We start from the raw sequence: 16,545 nt of genomic DNA, 5'->3' as shown, positions 1-16,545 counted from the left end.
GCACGTCGCTCAACAGTGGCCCCGGTTTTGCGAAAACGACATGCATGAAACAGAGACTTAGAGGGCGTCGCATGAATCCGTTTCGACGCGACGCGCTTTAAGTCCACAGCGATCGCCGAGCCCTGCCCTTGCCAAGGCCCCTGCTCTTGCCAAGACCCTGCTCTTGCCAAGACCCTGCTCTTGCCAAGACCCTGCTCTTGCCAAGACGGGGGCTTTCCAGCTAATTCCGCGCGCATTCCCCTGTTTTCTTGCGCGCGATCCCCGCGTGCTGCGGAGTGCGCGACATGTCCCTTCCCGAAAAAGCCTTTCCTGTCTCCTGGGACCAGTTCCATCGTGACGCCCGCGCGCTCGCCTGGCGGCTAGCCGGTGCCAACAAGGGGCAGTGGAAAGCGATCGTCTGCATCACGCGAGGCGGGCTGGTCCCCGCTGCGATCATCTCGCGCGAACTCGGCATCCGCGTCATCGAGACGGTCTGCGTCGCCTCCTATCACGACTATACGAGCCAAGGGCAGCTGCAGGTCCTAAAGGAGATCACTCCTGCCCTGCTCGCCGAAGACGGCGCCGGCGTGCTGATCATCGACGACCTCACCGACACCGGCAAGACAGCGGGCATCGTGCGCGCGATGATGCCCAAGGCGCATTTCGCCACCGTCTACGCCAAGCCGAAAGGCCGGCCGCTGATCGATACTTTCGTCACAGAAGTCAGCCAGGACACCTGGATCTATTTCCCGTGGGATATGGGCTTCACCTATCAGAAGCCGATCGCCGACGACCACGCCGGCTGATTCTCGATAACCTGCCTGTTACATACCAGCAGCTTGCACCGGGCGTGATTTGCTTTCGCAAACGGGCTCGGCAGGCCAGATCTTTTGCGAAATCGACGTCTATCGGCGCAAATCGGCCAGACGAGTGAAATTTTTTACTTTTATTGAAGACAATTAGCCGTAAGATTCGTGAGACGGCAAACGATTCTGGAGGCTGGGGCTAGCTTCTTCGATGTTGACGAGGCCAACGACGCACAATCATCTGGCCGAAAGGGTCCGACGGCTCTTCGGCACCGCACCCTGCCGCCTACAGGTTGCCGCCCTTCCTTGGCGCGATACCGGGAACGGCGTCGAGATCATGCTGATCACCAGCCGGGATACCGGTCGCTGGGTTTTGCCTAAGGGTTGGCCCGAGGCCAGGGAGCCGCTCTGCGAGGCCGCGGCGCGCGAGGCCGGCGAGGAAGCCGGGCTGCGCGGGAGTGTCTCCCATCTCGAAGCCGGCCGCTACTTCTATGCCAAGGTACTGGCTTCCGGCGAAGAAGTGCCGTGCGAGGTCCTGGTGTTCCCGCTGCATGTCGACAAGGTCGCCGACCGCTGGAAGGAAAAACACTCCCGCACCCGCAAATGGGTCAGTTCCAGCGAAGCGGTGCGCATGATCAACGAACCCGATCTTTGCCAGATCATCGCCTATTTCTGCGCCGACCCGCACAGCTTCCCCTGATGGGCGGCCACACCACGCTCCTTGCAGACGGGACTGGTTTGCAAAGGCAAGACACGCATTGCCGCCCATCAACGTGAATGTTTTCCTAAGGAATCGAGGGTAAGGTTCGGCGATTCTGGTATTTTAATCGATGGCGAACCCTGCAAAAGCCAATTCCCAACGAGTCCGACGAGCCCCACCGTGAGCGTCGTCCGCGCGTGCTCAAGGGCGGAACGATCATCACCGGAATTCAGAACTCGGAGGTCGGTTGCACGCTGCGCAATCAGCACGAGGGCGGCGCCGAACTGAAGATACCGCTCGAGGCACGGGTTCCCGATCATTTTCTTCTCTATGTGCCACTGGACGGCATTGCCTATCGGTGCGAGGTCCGCTGGCGTCGCAACGACCGTATTGGGGTGCAGTTCACCAGCACCGAGCCGAAACCCCGGCTACATTACGGCTGATCCTGCCGGGACCTGGAGTTGGCAAGCCAACCCGCGCCCAGTCTCGAAAACATCAAGCTGGCCCCTACGGCTGGCCGTTCCGCCAACCCAGTCGTGTTTCAATACGCCTGGCGCTCAGTTTGACCAGCGCGGTCAGGTCCGGGTTCTTTTGTTTCAGCTTCAAATCGGGAACGACGATCGAGATCGTCGCGCGACAGGCTCCCAGATTGTCGCGGATCGGAGCCGCGATACAGGCGACGGAAAAATCGGACTCGCCTGCCTGGATCGACAGCCCCTGCGCCAGCGCCGCGGCGGATGCCTTGGCAAGCACATTCTTGTCGGTTTCGGCACGCCCCGTCGGCGAGGCCGTCGCCGAGCGGGCGAAGATCTCCAGACGCTCGGCTTCCGGCAAATGACCGACCAACAGCCGGCCCGAGGCGGTCCAGTTAAGCGGCGTGCGCGTGCCGACGCGCGACGTCACCTGGAAATGATCCTTGCCCTCTTCCATGGCGAAGACGACCATGTGGTCTCCATCGCGACCACATATCTGGACGGTCTCTTTCGAATTCTGGGCCAGTTCATGCATTTCCTGCGCCGCAACATTGAGCAGGTCGAGGGTGCGGGCATAGGTCAAGCCATATTGATAAAGCCGCGGCCCGAGCCACAACAGGCCGCCATCCTTGCGGTCCAGAAGCTCCTTCTCGACCATGTCGTCGACAATCACATAGATGGTCGACAGCGGCGCGCCGATATCGCGCGCGATCTCATAGGCGGTCGCAGGCCGTCCCTGCCGCTGCAGGCAATCCAGAATCTGCAACGCACGGTCGATGCCGCTGGTACGCGACCGGCGCGGCTCCGTGGCGACGTTGCTCAGGTCTCGGTCGGTTGTCGTCGTTGCCATGAGGCCTCGGGGGTCATCGCGGATGGTTGTCAAACGGCAGTAGCATGGCGGCAGTCAATCCGGCCAGTTGAGGATTGCCGCCTCGCTGGCGAGGACGCGCTCGTTGAAAGGCGTAGCGATGATCTCATTCGACTTGCGCGCCACATCGAGTTCCTCGCCAAGCCTGGCAGCCACGACGAACTCTTCGTCCGGATGAAGGTTGCAGGGGTCGAGAAGGAGGTAACCGTGCTCGACTTCGTGGTCGCGCACGATCACCGGGCTGTCGCCGGCGGCCAGACGATCGGCGAGATCCCATGCGGTGATGCGGGCCTGCGCCGGATCAATCGTAAGCTTCAGGCGGTCGAGCGGGTTGTTGGTCGGATCGGGCTCGATGCTGACATTGACGCCAGGCCGCCCTTCAAGCGTCTCTATCCAGCAATCGAGCGCCCTGCGTTCACGGGCACGAATGGCGTCATGGTCGCGCACCTTCCAGGCCTGAAGTGCCGCGAGCGCCCCGACGATGCCCTCCTTGCCCACCTTCATGCCGCGGCCGATGCCGCGGTTCTGCAGGTAGACGTCGCGAACTCTTTCCTTCGGCCCTGCGACGATGCCGGAGGTCGGGCCGCCAAGGAATTTGTGGCCGGAATAAAGGACGAGATCGGCGCCGGCCGCGAGAAAGCCGGTGAGGTCATATTCCGACGCCGCATCGACGATGACAGGCACGCCACGCGCGTGCGCGACCTCGGCAAAGATCGCCAGCGGGATCTGGGCATAGTCGACCACATGGTGCGAAACGACAAAGACCGCCGCCGCGGTGCGATCGGTTATGGCGCCAGCCAGATGATACGCCGAGGCGCTGGTCGCCTGGCCAACCGGGACGACCTTGGCGCCGGTCAGCCGGATCGCCTGTTCCACCGGCGCACCATAGGAGATCATGTGGCCGGACTGGATCAGCACCTCGTCTTTCAGGCCTGATGTGTCGGGCAGCCGCTCGATTGCCCAGAGGTTCGGTCCGGTCATGCAGGCAGCCACGGCAAGACTGATCGCCGCCGAACAGGAGGCCGTGATGAAGCCGGCTTCGGCGCCGGTCAATTGCGCAATGACGGTACTGGCACGCCGATGCAGATCGCCCATTTCGACGAATTCGCCGAGGATGGCGGAGACGGCCTCGACCGCCTGCGGAACGACGATGGAGGCACCAAGCGAGGTCATCGTGCCGGATACGTTGATGACGGGCCTCAAGCCCAACTGGCGGCGGATATCGTTGGGTCTGTCTTGCTTGGTCATGTCCTGTCCTCAGTCGATCGCTATGACGGCTTCGATCTCGACGGTGATGCGGCCGGGCAAGGAGCCATGGCCTACCGCCGAACGCGCATGGATACCGGCCTCCTGGAAAACATCGATAAGCAGGTCCGAACAGCCGTTGATGACAGCCGGATGGTCTGCAAAGTCGGGTGTCGCGTTGACCATGCCGAACAGCTTGACCACACGCCGAACACGGCGCAAGTCGCCCAGGGCCGTATGCATGACGGCGATCAGGTTGATGCCTGTCAGCCGGGCATGGGCATAGGCTTCGTCGACGGTGACGTCGGCGCCGACCTTGCCGGTATGGAGCCGGCCGTCGGCTTCGCTCGGTCCCTGGCCGGACAGGAACAGCAGCTTTCCCTCCTGGACGTGGGTAACAAAATTGGCGATTGGCGACGGCGCCTCGGGCAGCGTTATGCCAAGCGCCGAAAGCCGGCTGTAGGGCGTGCTGTCCGGATGCTTGAACAGCTCGGAAAAGGTCATTTCAAACTCCAGTCAGGCATTTTCTCATTGTGGCGGATGCATGCCACGTGATGTCCGCCGCCGATAGGCTCGACCGGCGGCACGATTTCAGCGCAGGCCGCGATTGCTTCCGGACAGCGGGTGCGGAAGACGCAGCCGGAAGGCGGATCGATCGGGCTCGGGATGTCGCCATGCAAGGGTATGTGCGAGCGGCGGCGCGTCGGGTCCGGCACGGGCGCCGTCGCCAGCAAGGCTTTCGTGTAGGGGTGGCGTGGCGCGGCATAGACAAGGCGGCTCGGGCCACGCTCCATCACGCGGCCGAGATACATGACCACCACCTCGTCGCAAAGATATTCGACCACCGAGAGATCATGGGCGATGAACAGCAGCGTGAGGCCAAGCTTTTTCTGCAGGTCGCCAAACAGATTGAGCACCTGTGCCTGCACCGAGACATCGAGCGCCGAAACCGGTTCGTCGGCGACGATGAATTGCGGCTCTACCGCGAGCGCGCGCGCGATGCCGATGCGCTGGCGCTGGCCGCCGGAGAACTCGTGCGGATAGCGGCTGGCGTGGTCCGGCGACAGGCCGACCAGCGTCAGCAGTTCGCCAACGCGTTCTGCTCGTTTCTTGCCGCGGGGAAAGCCGCGCGCATTGAGCGCTTCGCCGATGATGGCAGCGACCCGCATGCGGGGATTGAGGCTGGAAAACGGATCCTGGAAGACGATCTGCAGCTTTTGCCGGTAGGCGCGCATGTCGCGCGACGACAGCGAAAACAGGTCGACGCCGTCGAACAGCGCCTTGCCGCCTGTCGGTTCGACCAGCCGCAGCAAAGCCCGGCCGGCGGTGGTCTTGCCGGAACCGGACTCGCCGACGAGACCGACGGTCGAGCCGCGCTGGACATCGAAACTGACATCCTCGACCGCATGCACGATGCGACCGTTGCGCGCCGGAAAATGCTTGGTCAGCCCCCGCACGCTGAGCAGCGGTTTGGCCTCGACGGATTTTGCAAGCGCGCTCACAGTTCGGCACTCCTGATGCAACGGGAAGCGCCCTGCGGGCCGGCCGGCACAAGTGCGGGCGGCGCTGCCCTGCAAGGCGCAATGGCAAAGTCGCAACGCGGCTCGAAGGCACAACCTGGCGGCAGATTGGTGATCGGCGGCACGCTGCCTGGGATCGAATAGAGCGCACGGCGCTCGCCGGCGGCGTCGATGTCGCGGGCGGCGTTCGGCGTGCAGGCCAGCAGGCCCCTGGTGTAGGGATGGCGTTGATGCGCGAAGAGATCGTTGACCGGCGCCTGTTCGACGACGCGGCCGCCATACATGACGACCACATCATGGGCGATTTCGGCCACGACACCGAGATTGTGGGTGATGAACAGGATCGACATGCCCATCTCGGCCTGCAGCCGGCGCAGAAGGTCGAGGATCTGGGCCTGGATGGTGACGTCGAGCGCAGTGGTCGGCTCGTCGGCGATCAGCAGAGACGGGCTGCACGACAGCGCCATGGCGATCATGACGCGCTGGCGCATGCCGCCGGACATCTGGTGCGGATAGTCGTCCAGCCTGGATTCGGCGTCGGGGATTTCGACATGCTTCAGCATGGCGAGCGCACGCTTGCGCGCTTCGCGACGATCGACCGGCTCATGCAGCGCGATCATCTCGCCGATCTGGTCACCGACGGTGAACAGCGGGTTGAGGCTGGTCATCGGTTCCTGGAAGATCATCGCGATCTCGGAGCCGCGCATTTTTCGAAACTGCTTCTGGCTAAAGCCGGCAAGATCGTGGACGCGCTCCTGCCGGTCGCGAAACAGGATGCTGCCGCCGGCAATGGCGCCCGGCCGTGACAGGAGCCCCATGATGGAGAGGCTGGTGACGGATTTTCCCGAGCCGGATTCGCCGACCACGGCGAGTGTACTGCCGCGCTTCAGATCGAAGGTGACGCCATCCACCGCCTTGGCCGTCAGCCGGCGAGTCACGAACCAGGTCCGCAGATCGCGAACCGACAGGATAACGTCGCTGGCGAGCGGTTCTGTCACGACTTCCACCCGCAATGCGGACAGGCGTGGGGACCGCTCTCGCCTGCCGTGGGCATATGGCGATGAGCTGCAACGGCGTGCGCGCCCAAAATGGCGTGGCGCGGTTCGAACAGCCGGTGCAACGTGCTCAACGCACCTTGTGAATCGCGTACCGTCAGGTCGGCGTCGACGACGTCGAACAGAGTGAACTCCGCTGGCTTGCCCTTGTCGAGCAACTGCTCGGTCGGCAAGCGGATGGCGCGGCGCGGCGCGGTGGTCGACGCGGCCACCACATCCTCGAATTTCATGCCGAGCGACAACAGCTTGGACATGGTGGTGGCCATGTCCCAGACCGAGGTGTCGAGCGAGCGGTTGTGAAGATCAGTCGAGATCGTTGCCGGCGGCAGGCCGCGCTCGAGGGCGGCTTTGGCGACATCGAAAGAGAAGGAGGCGCCGCCATGCCCGACATCGAGCACGATGCCGCGCGCCGCCGACTGTTCGGCAAGTTGGTAGAGATCGTCATCCTCGATGATCGAACCGCCGGCCTTGCCGTTGAAGCAATGGGTGACGATGTCGCCTTCCGTCAACAGGCCGAGCACATCATCGTAGAGCGGCGGCGGTTCGCCGACATGCACCATGATGGGCAGCTTGAGGATGCGGCTGAGCTTCTTCGCCAACCGGACCGGCGTCAGGTCCCAGCCGCCTGTGATGACATGGCTGGCGCGAACTTTTAGCCCAACGATGACATCGCGGTTGGCCTCGACGGTGGCGATTGTGCGGTCGAAATCGATGGAGCGCATGTCGATCAGTTCGCTGACGCGGTTGCAGGCAACGAGGCCGATCGAACCGATATTCAGGAAGGCGTAGACGTTCTCCTTGGCAGGTTCGATAATGAATTCGCGAAAGCCATGGAAATTGGCTTCGCCGGCCGAGCCGGCATCGACCATCGTAGTCACACCGCGCGCCGCACCACATTGTTCAGGGCGCAGCGAGATATCGGTGCCGCCATACCAGACATGGACATGGAGATCGGTCCAGCCCGGCGACAGGAAGGCGCCCTTGGCATCGACAATATTGACACCATCGCCTGCGGAAATTCCTGAGGCTGTTTCGGCGATACGGCCCTGCTCGTCGACCAGCACGTCGATCGGCTGATCTAAGCCGCCGCCGAACCCGACGGGTCTGGCGTCCTTGATGAGCAGCGGCCGGTCGGCCTTTTGGAAACGATTGCCGAACATCAGATATCCTTTGCCAGACGGGGGTCGAGAAGATCGCGCAGGCCATCGCCGACAAGCTGCAGCGACAGCACCGTGACGACGATGGCCGCACCTGGAAACATCATGACCCAGGGTGCCTGATCCATGTACTGGCGGCCGGTGGCGATCATGGTGCCCCAGGTCGGAATGTCGGGCGAAATGCCGACGCCGAGGAAAGACAGACCCGCCTCAGCCAGGATGGCGTTGGCGAAGATGAAGGTGCCCTGCACCAAGAGCGGCGAGGTGACGTTGCGCAGCACATGGCGGACCAGGATGATTGGCGTCGGCACACCCAGCGCGCGCGCCGCCTCGACATAGGGAAGTTCGCGGATGACCAGCGTCGAGGCCCGCACGACGCGCGCAAGCCGCGGCGCATAGACGATGCCGAGCGCGATGACGACATTGACCGCGGTCGCGCCAAGTGCGGCGACCAGCGCGATGGCGAGCAGGATATCCGGGAACGCCATCATGGCATCGATCAGCCGCGATACCGGCGCATCCAGCCGTTTGAAATAGCCAGATACCAGCCCCATCAGGGTGCCGATGATGGATGAAAAGACGACCACGGCGAAGCCGACGCTGAGCGTGGTGCGCGCGGCATAGAGCATGCGGGTGAACACATCGCGGCCGAGATCGTCGGTGCCGAACAGATGGTCGAGGCTCGACGGATGCAGCCGGCTGGCGATGGAGAGTTTTGACGGCGCATAGGGCGCGATGACAGGCGCCAGGATCGCAGCCAGCACAATGATCACCAGCACGGCGATGCCGGCGGCCGATGTTGGCCTGCCGATCAGCCGCGAAAGGATGTTGGGCTCTGAGTGAAGCGGAACCGAGATCGCGGCCATCAGTAGCGGACCCTGGGATCGACCGCGAGATACAGCATGTCGATGGCGAAATTGACCAGCACGTAAAGCCCGGCAATGACCAGCAGCGCACCCTGGATGACAGGATAGTCGCGTCTCAGCACCGCCGAGACGACGAGGCTGCCGACGCCCGGCAGGCCGAACACCGTTTCGGTGACCACCGCTCCGGAAATGAGCAAAGCGGCGGTCAGCCCGATGACGGTGAGGATGGGGATCAGCGCATTCTTGAAGGCATGCTTCAGCACCACGCGCCATTCGCTCATGCCCTTGGAGCGTGCTGTGCGCACATAGTCGTCGTTGAGCACGTCGAGCATCGAAGCGCGGGTGAAGCGGGTGATCAGCGCCGATGAGACGAGGCCGAGCGCCAGCGCCGGCAGCACGAGATGGTTCAGCCTGTCGGCAAAGGATGCGCCCGGCCCGCCATAGCCTGACGTATCGAACCAGCCGAGCCTCACGGCGAAGAACTGGATGAACAGCAGCCCCAGCCAGAAGCTCGGCACGCTGGCCGCGAACATGGCGATGGTGGTCGTTGCCTGATCGAAGACCGAACCGCGCTTGTAGGCAGCCAGTATGCCGACCGGCAAGGCGATCGCCGTCGCGATCAGCAGCGAGAACACGGTGAGGAAGAAGGTCGGCTCGGCACGCTGCGCCAGCGCCGTCGTGACCGGCTCGCCGAGGAAGATCGACTGACCGAAATCACCTTGCACCACGCCAAGCACGTAGCGTCCGAACTGTTCGAGAATCGAGCCGTCGAGCCCGAGCCTGGAGCGAAGTGCTGCGATGTCGGCGGCCGACGCGTCGGGGCCGAGCATCACTGCCGCCGGATCGCCCGGTGTCACGCGCACGATGACGAAGACGATGGTGACCACCAGCGCCATGACGACGATCATGCCGAGAAGTCTGTTGAAGATCGAGCGCAGCATCGGTTCAGCCTGTCCCTTCCACAATCCATCGAAACGGTCTTGTTGGGCGCCGGCGAAGTCTGGCCGGCGCCCGGTTGCGGGAGGAACTACTTGGCTTCCAGATAGGCGTTCCAGAAATACGGCCATGGCGCCGGCGTCACGCCCTTGAGCGTCGGCGCCTGGGCGGCCAATGCGTTGAAGTCGCCGATCTTGACCGCCGGAACCTCTTCGAAGACCGCCTTTTGCACATCGGCGAACAGCGCGACGCGCTTGGCCGGATCGGACTCGGCATTGAAGGCGCCCAGCACCTGGTGCTTGCGGTCGGAAACCCACCAGCCCGGCGAAGAATCCGACATGATGCCGGTCAGCGAGGGCTCAGGCAGGAACGGGCTGTGGGTGATGTAGATGTCCCAGAGCGCCGGATCGGTGCGGTTCTTGGTCAGTGTCGCCCATTCGACCACGTCGAGTTGGACCTGGAAACCGGCGGCCTTGAGATACTCCGCGGCAACCTGCGCCATCTTGTAGTGGAACTCGTACTGGCGGCTAGTGAGGATCCGCAACGGCTTGCCGTCGTAACCGGCCTCTTTCAGCAGCGCCGCGGCGGCCTCGGTGTCGCCATCGGGCTTGTAAGCTTCGACGCCGGCATCGGTGTGCCAGGCATAGCCTTCGGGATAGAGCGCGCCGTCGGCGGCGAAGAAGTCCTTGGAGCCGAAGGCGGCAAGCAGCATGTCATTGGGTGCCAGTGCTGCCTGGATTGCCTTGCGGATGCGGATGTCGGCGTTCAGCCCCTGCTTAGTGTTAAGGACGAAAACCGGCCAGCCGAAGGGTTTCAGGATGACCGGCGCGGTCTTGCCGCCGGAAATCTTGTCGAAGGATTCCACGGGCAGAGAATCGGCATAGGCGAACTGGCCGGCAACCGCCCCCTCGACGCGGGTGTTGGCATCGGGGACCGGCACGAAACGGATTTCGTCGAGATATTGCTTCCTGGCGCCGCCATAACCGTTGGGCTCGCCATCGCGCGACTTGTAGCCATCGAAGCGGGCAAGCTGGATGAACTGGTCGGGCTTGCGGTCCTTCAGCATATAGGGGCCGGTGCCGACAAAACTGGCCAGCGGGTCCTGCCCTGCATTCTCGGACGGAATGACGATGGCGGCGGCGTTGTTGAGCGACAACAGCGCCAGCAGTGGCGCGAATGGCTTCTTGAGCGTGATCTTGACCGTGCTGTCGTCGACCGCGTCGACCGAGGCGATGACCTCGGCGGCCTGCTTGCCGCGCGTGGCGATTTTCATCCAGCGTTGCAGCGACGCGACGACGTCGGCCGAGTTCATATCGCTGCCGTCATGGAACTTCACGCCGGTCCTGAGCTTGATGGTGTAGACGAGCCCGTCAGGTGAAATCTGCGGCATGTCGGCGGCGAGAAGGGGCGTGATGCCCCAATCCTTGTCGAAGGTGTAAAGCGTCTCGTAGATGTGCTGCGTAACGATGCCGACGAGATCGGCGGTCGACGCCATCGGATCGAGCGTCGGCGGTTCGCCGATCGTGGCCACATCGATGACGCCGCCCTTGGCGGGCTCAGCCCAGACATTGCCCGTCGCCGGCAGCATAAGTGCGGCGAGCGAAGCTGCGATTTGGAAAAAGCGCTTCATCTTGGTTCCCTTCGCATCTATTCCATATTTATGGAACTTATATCTTAGTTACGGACTAGTAGATGCATCAGCCCTTCGCAACGTCAAGTTTTTTCTCCCTGGGTTGCGTCGTCATCCGAATCCGGCAATCGATTTGCGCCGTCCTTCCCGACCGATCGTCCATTTCACCGGCAGATTGACGTGCCTCATGGAATTGAACCTCTCCGGTCATGCGCGGATGGCGGCAATCCCTAGGCAAACGGTGGCTCGCCCTGGGGCAAACGGCGGGCTTGCCTCGGGCAAACTTTGGCTTGCCCAAGGGCGAAGGGCGGCTTGCGATCATGCCAAAGCGAATTCGGCTCAGCCGGCTTTCTATCCCCGTTATCCACATATGTGACACACAAGATGTTGGGGTCACAAAAGCTACGCAAACGAATCCTTGACGGCGCAAAACGAGTCGCCTTTTATAGGCCATGCGCTCCTGTTGAGAGTGCGACCGGAAAGTTCTGAGCCCGGTCTTTTTCCCGGATTATGTGCGTTTTTGCCCGCATTTCCGCCTGTATACGAGGCCGGCGGAAGCGTTGGGATTGTGGGGTGGTTGGGGACGATAGGGACAATTGCCGGACTGGAATAAATTGTCTGTTAATACTATATTTAGTGTTTGCAGGTAGGTTCGGCGCTAGATAGTGTGAATTTCCCTCCAGCGAGGGAATCGGAAAAAATCAGTTTTGAGGGACCCGCGGGGTTCGTCGGCGCGTTGGACAGGCACTTCGCAAGGAGTTTGACCAGCAGGGCCGGCGGAGACTGCAAAATGGAGAGCCGGCCGTTTTCTAACGCCGGCAGACGGCGGACATGCGCGTTTCGCATTAGGGGCGGAAATCCCTGGGGAAAAGCGCTATATATAGACAAAAGGGACCGGACCAATGCGCATCGAGCGTCGTTTCACCAAGCCAGGACAATCTGCCTATGCGGAGATCGAATTCCGCAAGGCGCTTTCGGAGATCAAGAATCCGGATGGTTCGGTGGTGTTCCGCTTGGACAACATCGATGTGCCGGCGCAGTTCTCCCAGGTTGCCGCCGACATCCTGGCGCAGAAGTATTTCCGCAAGGCCGGCGTCCCCGCGCGCCTGAAGAAGATCGAAGAGAACGACGTCCCCTCCTTCCTGTGGCGCTCCGTCGCCGACGAGGCGGAACTCGCCAAGCTGCCGGAAGCCGAGCGCTACGGCTCCGAGATCGACGCGCGCCAGGTCTTCGACCGGCTGGCCGGCACCTGGACCTATTGGGGCTGGAAGGGCGGCTACTTCAAGGCGTCGGAGGAAGACGCGCGCGCTTTCCGCGACGAGCTTGCCTACATGCTGGCCACGCAGCGCGTGGCGCCGAACTCGCCGCAATGGTTCAACACCGGCCTGCACTGGGCCTATGGCATCGACGGCCCGAGCCAGGGCCACTTCTATGTCGACCCGTTCACCGGCAAGCTGACCAAGTCGAAGTCCTCCTACGAGCATCCGCAGCCTCATGCCTGCTTCATCCAGGGCGTGCAGGACGACCTGGTCAACGAGGGCGGCATCATGGACCTGTGGGTGCGTGAAGCGCGCCTGTTCAAATACGGCTCCGGCACCGGCTCCAACTTCTCGCTGTTGCGTGGCGAAGGCGAAAAGCTGTCGGGCGGCGGCCGCTCGTCCGGCCTGATGAGCTTCCTCAAGATCGGTGACCGCGCGGCGGGCGCCATCAAGTCGGGCGGCACGACGCGCCGCGCCGCGAAAATGGTCATCGTCGACGCCGACCACCCCGATATCGAGGAATTCATCGACTGGAAGGTCAATGAAGAGCAGAAAGTTGCCTCGCTGGTGACCGGCTCGAAGATCGTCAAGAAGCATCTTGAGGCGATCATGAAGGCCTGCGTCAATTGCGAAGGCAATGGCGACGACTGCTTCGACCCGTCGATCAACACCGCGCTGAAGCGCGAGATCAAGGCGGCCAAGAAGTCCGCCGTACCGGAGAACTACATCTACCGCGTCATCCAGTTCGCCAAGCAGGGCTATTCGTCGATGTCGTTCAAGACCTACGACACCGACTGGGATTCGGATGCCTACCTGACGGTTTCGGGCCAGAACTCCAACAATTCGGTGTCGCTGAAGGACAATTTCCTGCGCGCCGTCGAAGACGATGCCGACTGGCACCTGACCGCCCGCAAGGACGGCAAGGTGCTGAAGACGCTGAAGGCCAGGGACCTCTGGGAAAAGATCGGCTACGCCGCCTGGGCTTCCGCCGATCCGGGCCTGCACTTCAACACGACGATGAACGACTGGCACACCTGCGCTTCCGCCGGTGCGATCCGGGCGTCCAACCCGTGCTCGGAATACATGTTCCTCGACGACACGGCCTGCAACCTCGCCTCGATCAATCTGCTGCCCTACCGCAACGCCGACGGCACGATCGACATCGCTGCCTATGAGCACACCGTGCGGCTGTGGACCGTCGTTCTCGAAATCTCGGTGATGATGGCGCAGTTCCCGTCGAAGGAGATCGCCAAGCAGTCCTATGAATACCGCACGCTCGGCCTCGGCTACGCCAATATCGGCGGCCTGCTGATGACGTCCGGCATTCCCTATGACTCCGACGAGGGCCGCGCGATCTGCGCCGCACTCACCGCGATCATGACCGGCGTCGCCTATGCGACCTCGGCCGAGATGGCTTCCGAGCTCGGCGCCTTCGCCGACTACGACCGCAACGCGCAGAACATGCTGCGGGTCATGCGCAATCATCGCCGTGCCGCCTATGGCGAGAAGCAGGGCTATGAGAAGCTCGCCGTCAACCCGGTGCCGCTGGTCGCTTCCGACCTGAAGCAGCAGGACCTTGCGACCCACGCCAAGGCTGCCTGGGACCGCGCCATAGAGCTCGGCGAGGAGCATGGCTACCGCAATGCGCAGGCAACCGTGATCGCGCCGACCGGCACGATCGGCCTCGTCATGGATTGCGACACCACCGGCATCGAGCCCGACTTCGCGCTGGTGAAGTTCAAGAAGCTGGCTGGCGGCGGCTACTTCAAGATCATCAACCGCGCCGTGCCGGAAGCTTTGCGCACGCTCGGCTACTCCGAAGCCCAGATCGGCGAGATGGAGGCCTATGCGGTCGGCCACGGCAATCTCAACCAGGCGCCTGCCATCAACCCCGGCGCGCTCAAGGCAAAGGGTTTCACCGACGACAAGATCGCGGCGTTGAACGCAGCCTTGAAGTCGGCCTTCGACATCAAGTTCGTCTTCAACCAGTGGACGCTCGGCGCCGACTGGGTGAAGGAGACGTTCGGCTTCACCGACGAACAGCTCAACGACTTCTCGTTCGAGATCCTGCCGGCGCTGGGCTTCTCCAGGAAGGACATCGAGGCCGCCAACATCCATGTCTGCGGTGCGATGACGCTGGAAGGCGCGCCCTTCCTCAAGCCCGAACACCTCGCAGTGTTCGACTGCGCCAGCCCGTGCGGCAAGATCGGCAAGCGCTCGCTGTCCATCAACAGCCACATCCAGATGATGGCGGCGGCACAGCCCTTCATCTCCGGCGCCATCTCGAAGACCATCAACATGCCCAACGACGCGACGGTGGAAGATGCCAAGGGCGCCTACATGCTGTCGTGGAAGCTGGCGCTGAAGGCCAATGCGCTCTACCGCGACGGCTCGAAGCTGTCGCAGCCGCTCAACTCGTCGCTGCTCGCCGATGGCGAGGACGATGAGGACGAAGCCCTCGAGCAGCTGATCGCTGCACCGGCGGCGGCGCGCGCGGCACAGATCACCGAGCGGATCGTCGAGCGCATCATCGAGCGCGTGTCGCGCGAGCAGGAAAAGCTGCCCGGCCGCCGTAAGGGCTACACCCAGAAGGCCAAGATCGGTGGCAACACCATCTTCCTGCGCACCGGTGAGTATGACGATGGCCGTCTCGGCGAGATCTTCATCGACATGAACAAGGAAGGCGCGACGCTGCGTGGCCTTCTCAACAACTTCGCCATCGCCATCTCGCTCGGCCTGCAATATGGCGTGCCGCTCGAAGAATATGTGCACGCCTTCACCTTCACCAAGTTCGAGCCGGCCGGCATGGTGCAAGGCAACGACGCCATCAAGAGCGCGACGTCGATCCTCGACTACGTGTTCCGCGAACTGGCAATCTCCTATCTCGGCCGCAACGACCTCGCCCATGTCGACCAGTCGGACTTTTCCAACACCGCGCTTGGCCGCAACATCAGCGAAGGCAAGACGGATGCGGTCTCCAAGGGCCTGACCCGAGGCGCCTCGCCGGTGAAGCTGGTGTCGCGCGTCAGCGGCAACGATCCGAAGGGCTTCGCGGCCCCCTCGGGCACCCCTGCCCGGTCAGTGCCGACCGCCTTCTCCGGCTCCAACGTGCTGGCCCTGAAACCGGCCAGCGACGAAGCGGTCGCCTACAAGCGCGACTATGAGGAGCGGGCGAAGGAACTGGCCGAGGACATCGCCTTCGAGGAAGCGGCGGGTGTTGCATCCGACGCCACGGCGGGATTGTTCACCGACGCTGCGGCCGTTGAGGCGGCCGAAGCCAAGAAACTCGCCAACGACCGCCGCGCCAGGTCACTGCTGCAGGGCTACACCGGCAATTCCTGCTCCGAGTGCCAGAATTTTACCATGGTGCGCAACGGGACCTGCGAGAAGTGTGACACGTGCGGTGCCACGAGCGGGTGCAGCTGAGAAGATTCTGAGGCGCTAAAGTGAGGATGCGACCTGATTTTGTCTCTGTGGGAAGCATCCTGTCTCCAACGCGACTTAAGGTCTGTCTCTGGGGTTACGTTGGATGGGAGTGTGCAAACTTAAAGATGTCTGTGGTCGAACGAGGAACTTGCTCACCGCTTAGATCGCTTTCCCTGCCTGACGCGTCACCGTATCTGGCTCAACGTCATGATAAACGGCTCGTTCGACACTCGAAGTCGGCTCACCCCCCGGTGAGATGGAAGTTAAAGGATGCCCCTGGGCATCCTTTCGAGTCCTCCGACGATTTAAGCTGCGCCCTCATCTGAGGGACATTTCCCGGGCCTTTCGTGTCCGGGAAATGGATCAAGGAACAAAACGAGATCGGTAATGGTCAAACAGGCTGACACAATTGCACTGCCCGACACGAGGCAGACATCCACAGACGGGATCGCAAGTTTCCTGAAGCAGTTCTGTTCGGAGCCGGAGCTTCTGGCTCCGATCTTCTCCGACTCGTCGAGGCGGCTCATTGTTGATTGCCACTGAGAACTGACCCGGCAACCCAGGATATTTCCATCGAGAATTGACCCATGTTTGACCCTTACCCTGCGTTTTTTCAGCGGGGATT

14 protein-coding genes are annotated in these 16,545 nt (G+C 62.5%); 4 read left to right on the top strand and 10 right to left on the bottom strand.

The features are described 5' to 3' along the window. Nucleotides 1-284 precede the first annotated feature (284 nt). The 3 genes from gpt (at nucleotide 285) to ASD12_RS08915 (ending at nucleotide 1,928) form a co-directional block, all read left to right on the top strand. Nucleotides 285-785, top strand: coding sequence for a xanthine phosphoribosyltransferase (gpt, locus tag ASD12_RS08925; protein ID WP_056584329.1), 501 nt, complete (start codon nucleotides 285-287; stop codon nucleotides 783-785). Between the two features lie 211 nt (nucleotides 786-996). Next, the gene (locus ASD12_RS08920) at nucleotides 997-1,485 is read left to right on the top strand and encodes an NUDIX hydrolase (protein ID WP_056584327.1); all 489 of its coding nucleotides are present in this window, start codon (nucleotides 997-999) and stop codon (nucleotides 1,483-1,485) included. Between the two features lie 197 nt (nucleotides 1,486-1,682). After that, complete coding sequence (locus tag ASD12_RS08915; protein ID WP_244497943.1) at nucleotides 1,683-1,928, top strand: PilZ domain-containing protein; 246 nt, start codon at nucleotides 1,683-1,685, stop codon at nucleotides 1,926-1,928. A gap of 64 nt (nucleotides 1,929-1,992) precedes the next feature. Here ASD12_RS08915 and ASD12_RS08910 read toward each other — a convergent pair whose 3' ends face one another. From ASD12_RS08910 to ASD12_RS08870, 9 genes are all read right to left on the bottom strand, one after another. Then, complete coding sequence (locus ASD12_RS08910; protein ID WP_056584320.1) at nucleotides 1,993-2,808, bottom strand: IclR family transcriptional regulator; 816 nt, start codon at nucleotides 2,806-2,808, stop codon at nucleotides 1,993-1,995. Nucleotides 2,809-2,862: 54 nt separating this feature from the next. Continuing rightward, nucleotides 2,863-4,074 carry an aminotransferase class V-fold PLP-dependent enzyme gene (locus ASD12_RS08905; protein ID WP_056584317.1) on the bottom strand — a complete coding sequence of 404 codons (1,212 nt, stop codon included), beginning with the start codon at nucleotides 4,072-4,074 and terminating at the stop codon, nucleotides 2,863-2,865. Nucleotides 4,075-4,083: 9 nt separating this feature from the next. Continuing rightward, the gene (locus ASD12_RS08900; RefSeq protein ID WP_056584313.1) at nucleotides 4,084-4,575 is read right to left on the bottom strand and encodes a RidA family protein; all 492 of its coding nucleotides are present in this window, start codon (nucleotides 4,573-4,575) and stop codon (nucleotides 4,084-4,086) included. Further along, a complete protein-coding gene (locus tag ASD12_RS08895; RefSeq protein ID WP_056584309.1) occupies nucleotides 4,572-5,573 on the bottom strand; it encodes an oligopeptide/dipeptide ABC transporter ATP-binding protein in 1,002 nt (333 codons plus the stop codon). Before ASD12_RS08895 ends, ASD12_RS08900 begins: the two co-directional genes overlap by 4 nt. Beyond that, nucleotides 5,570-6,589: an ABC transporter ATP-binding protein gene (locus tag ASD12_RS08890; protein ID WP_056584649.1), complete on the bottom strand. Its 1,020-nt coding sequence runs from the start codon at nucleotides 6,587-6,589 to the stop codon at nucleotides 5,570-5,572. The genes ASD12_RS08895 and ASD12_RS08890 overlap by 4 nt, the downstream gene beginning before the upstream one ends. Continuing rightward, the gene (locus ASD12_RS08885) at nucleotides 6,586-7,806 is read right to left on the bottom strand and encodes an amidohydrolase/deacetylase family metallohydrolase (protein WP_056584306.1); all 1,221 of its coding nucleotides are present in this window, start codon (nucleotides 7,804-7,806) and stop codon (nucleotides 6,586-6,588) included. The genes ASD12_RS08890 and ASD12_RS08885 overlap by 4 nt, the downstream gene beginning before the upstream one ends. Continuing rightward, nucleotides 7,806-8,669, bottom strand: a complete 864-nt coding sequence (locus ASD12_RS08880; RefSeq protein WP_056584303.1) for an ABC transporter permease — start codon at nucleotides 8,667-8,669, stop codon at nucleotides 7,806-7,808. The genes ASD12_RS08885 and ASD12_RS08880 overlap by 1 nt, the downstream gene beginning before the upstream one ends. Beyond that, the gene (locus ASD12_RS08875; RefSeq protein ID WP_056584300.1) at nucleotides 8,669-9,610 is read right to left on the bottom strand and encodes an ABC transporter permease; all 942 of its coding nucleotides are present in this window, start codon (nucleotides 9,608-9,610) and stop codon (nucleotides 8,669-8,671) included. Before ASD12_RS08875 ends, ASD12_RS08880 begins: the two co-directional genes overlap by 1 nt. An 86-nt stretch (nucleotides 9,611-9,696) precedes the next feature. Next, on the bottom strand, nucleotides 9,697-11,193 hold the full coding sequence (locus ASD12_RS08870) for an ABC transporter substrate-binding protein (RefSeq protein WP_244482811.1): 1,497 nt from the start codon (nucleotides 11,191-11,193) through the stop codon (nucleotides 9,697-9,699). Nucleotides 11,194-12,137: 944 nt separating this feature from the next. Between ASD12_RS08870 and ASD12_RS08865 the strand changes: the two genes are divergently transcribed. Next, nucleotides 12,138-15,920 carry a vitamin B12-dependent ribonucleotide reductase gene (locus ASD12_RS08865; RefSeq protein ID WP_056584294.1) on the top strand — a complete coding sequence of 1,261 codons (3,783 nt, stop codon included), beginning with the start codon at nucleotides 12,138-12,140 and terminating at the stop codon, nucleotides 15,918-15,920. Nucleotides 15,921-16,225: 305 nt separating this feature from the next. Here ASD12_RS08865 and ASD12_RS35040 read toward each other — a convergent pair. Next, nucleotides 16,226-16,545, bottom strand: a 320-nt coding sequence (locus tag ASD12_RS35040; protein WP_210173854.1) for a hypothetical protein, incomplete at its 5' end; no start/stop codon positions are given.

The organism is Mesorhizobium sp. Root102, from assembly GCF_001425625.1.
Taxonomy (GTDB): domain Bacteria; phylum Pseudomonadota; class Alphaproteobacteria; order Rhizobiales; family Rhizobiaceae; genus Mesorhizobium.
Note: the sequence above shows the minus strand (reverse complement) of the source record. Positions and strands in the feature narration are given on the sequence as shown.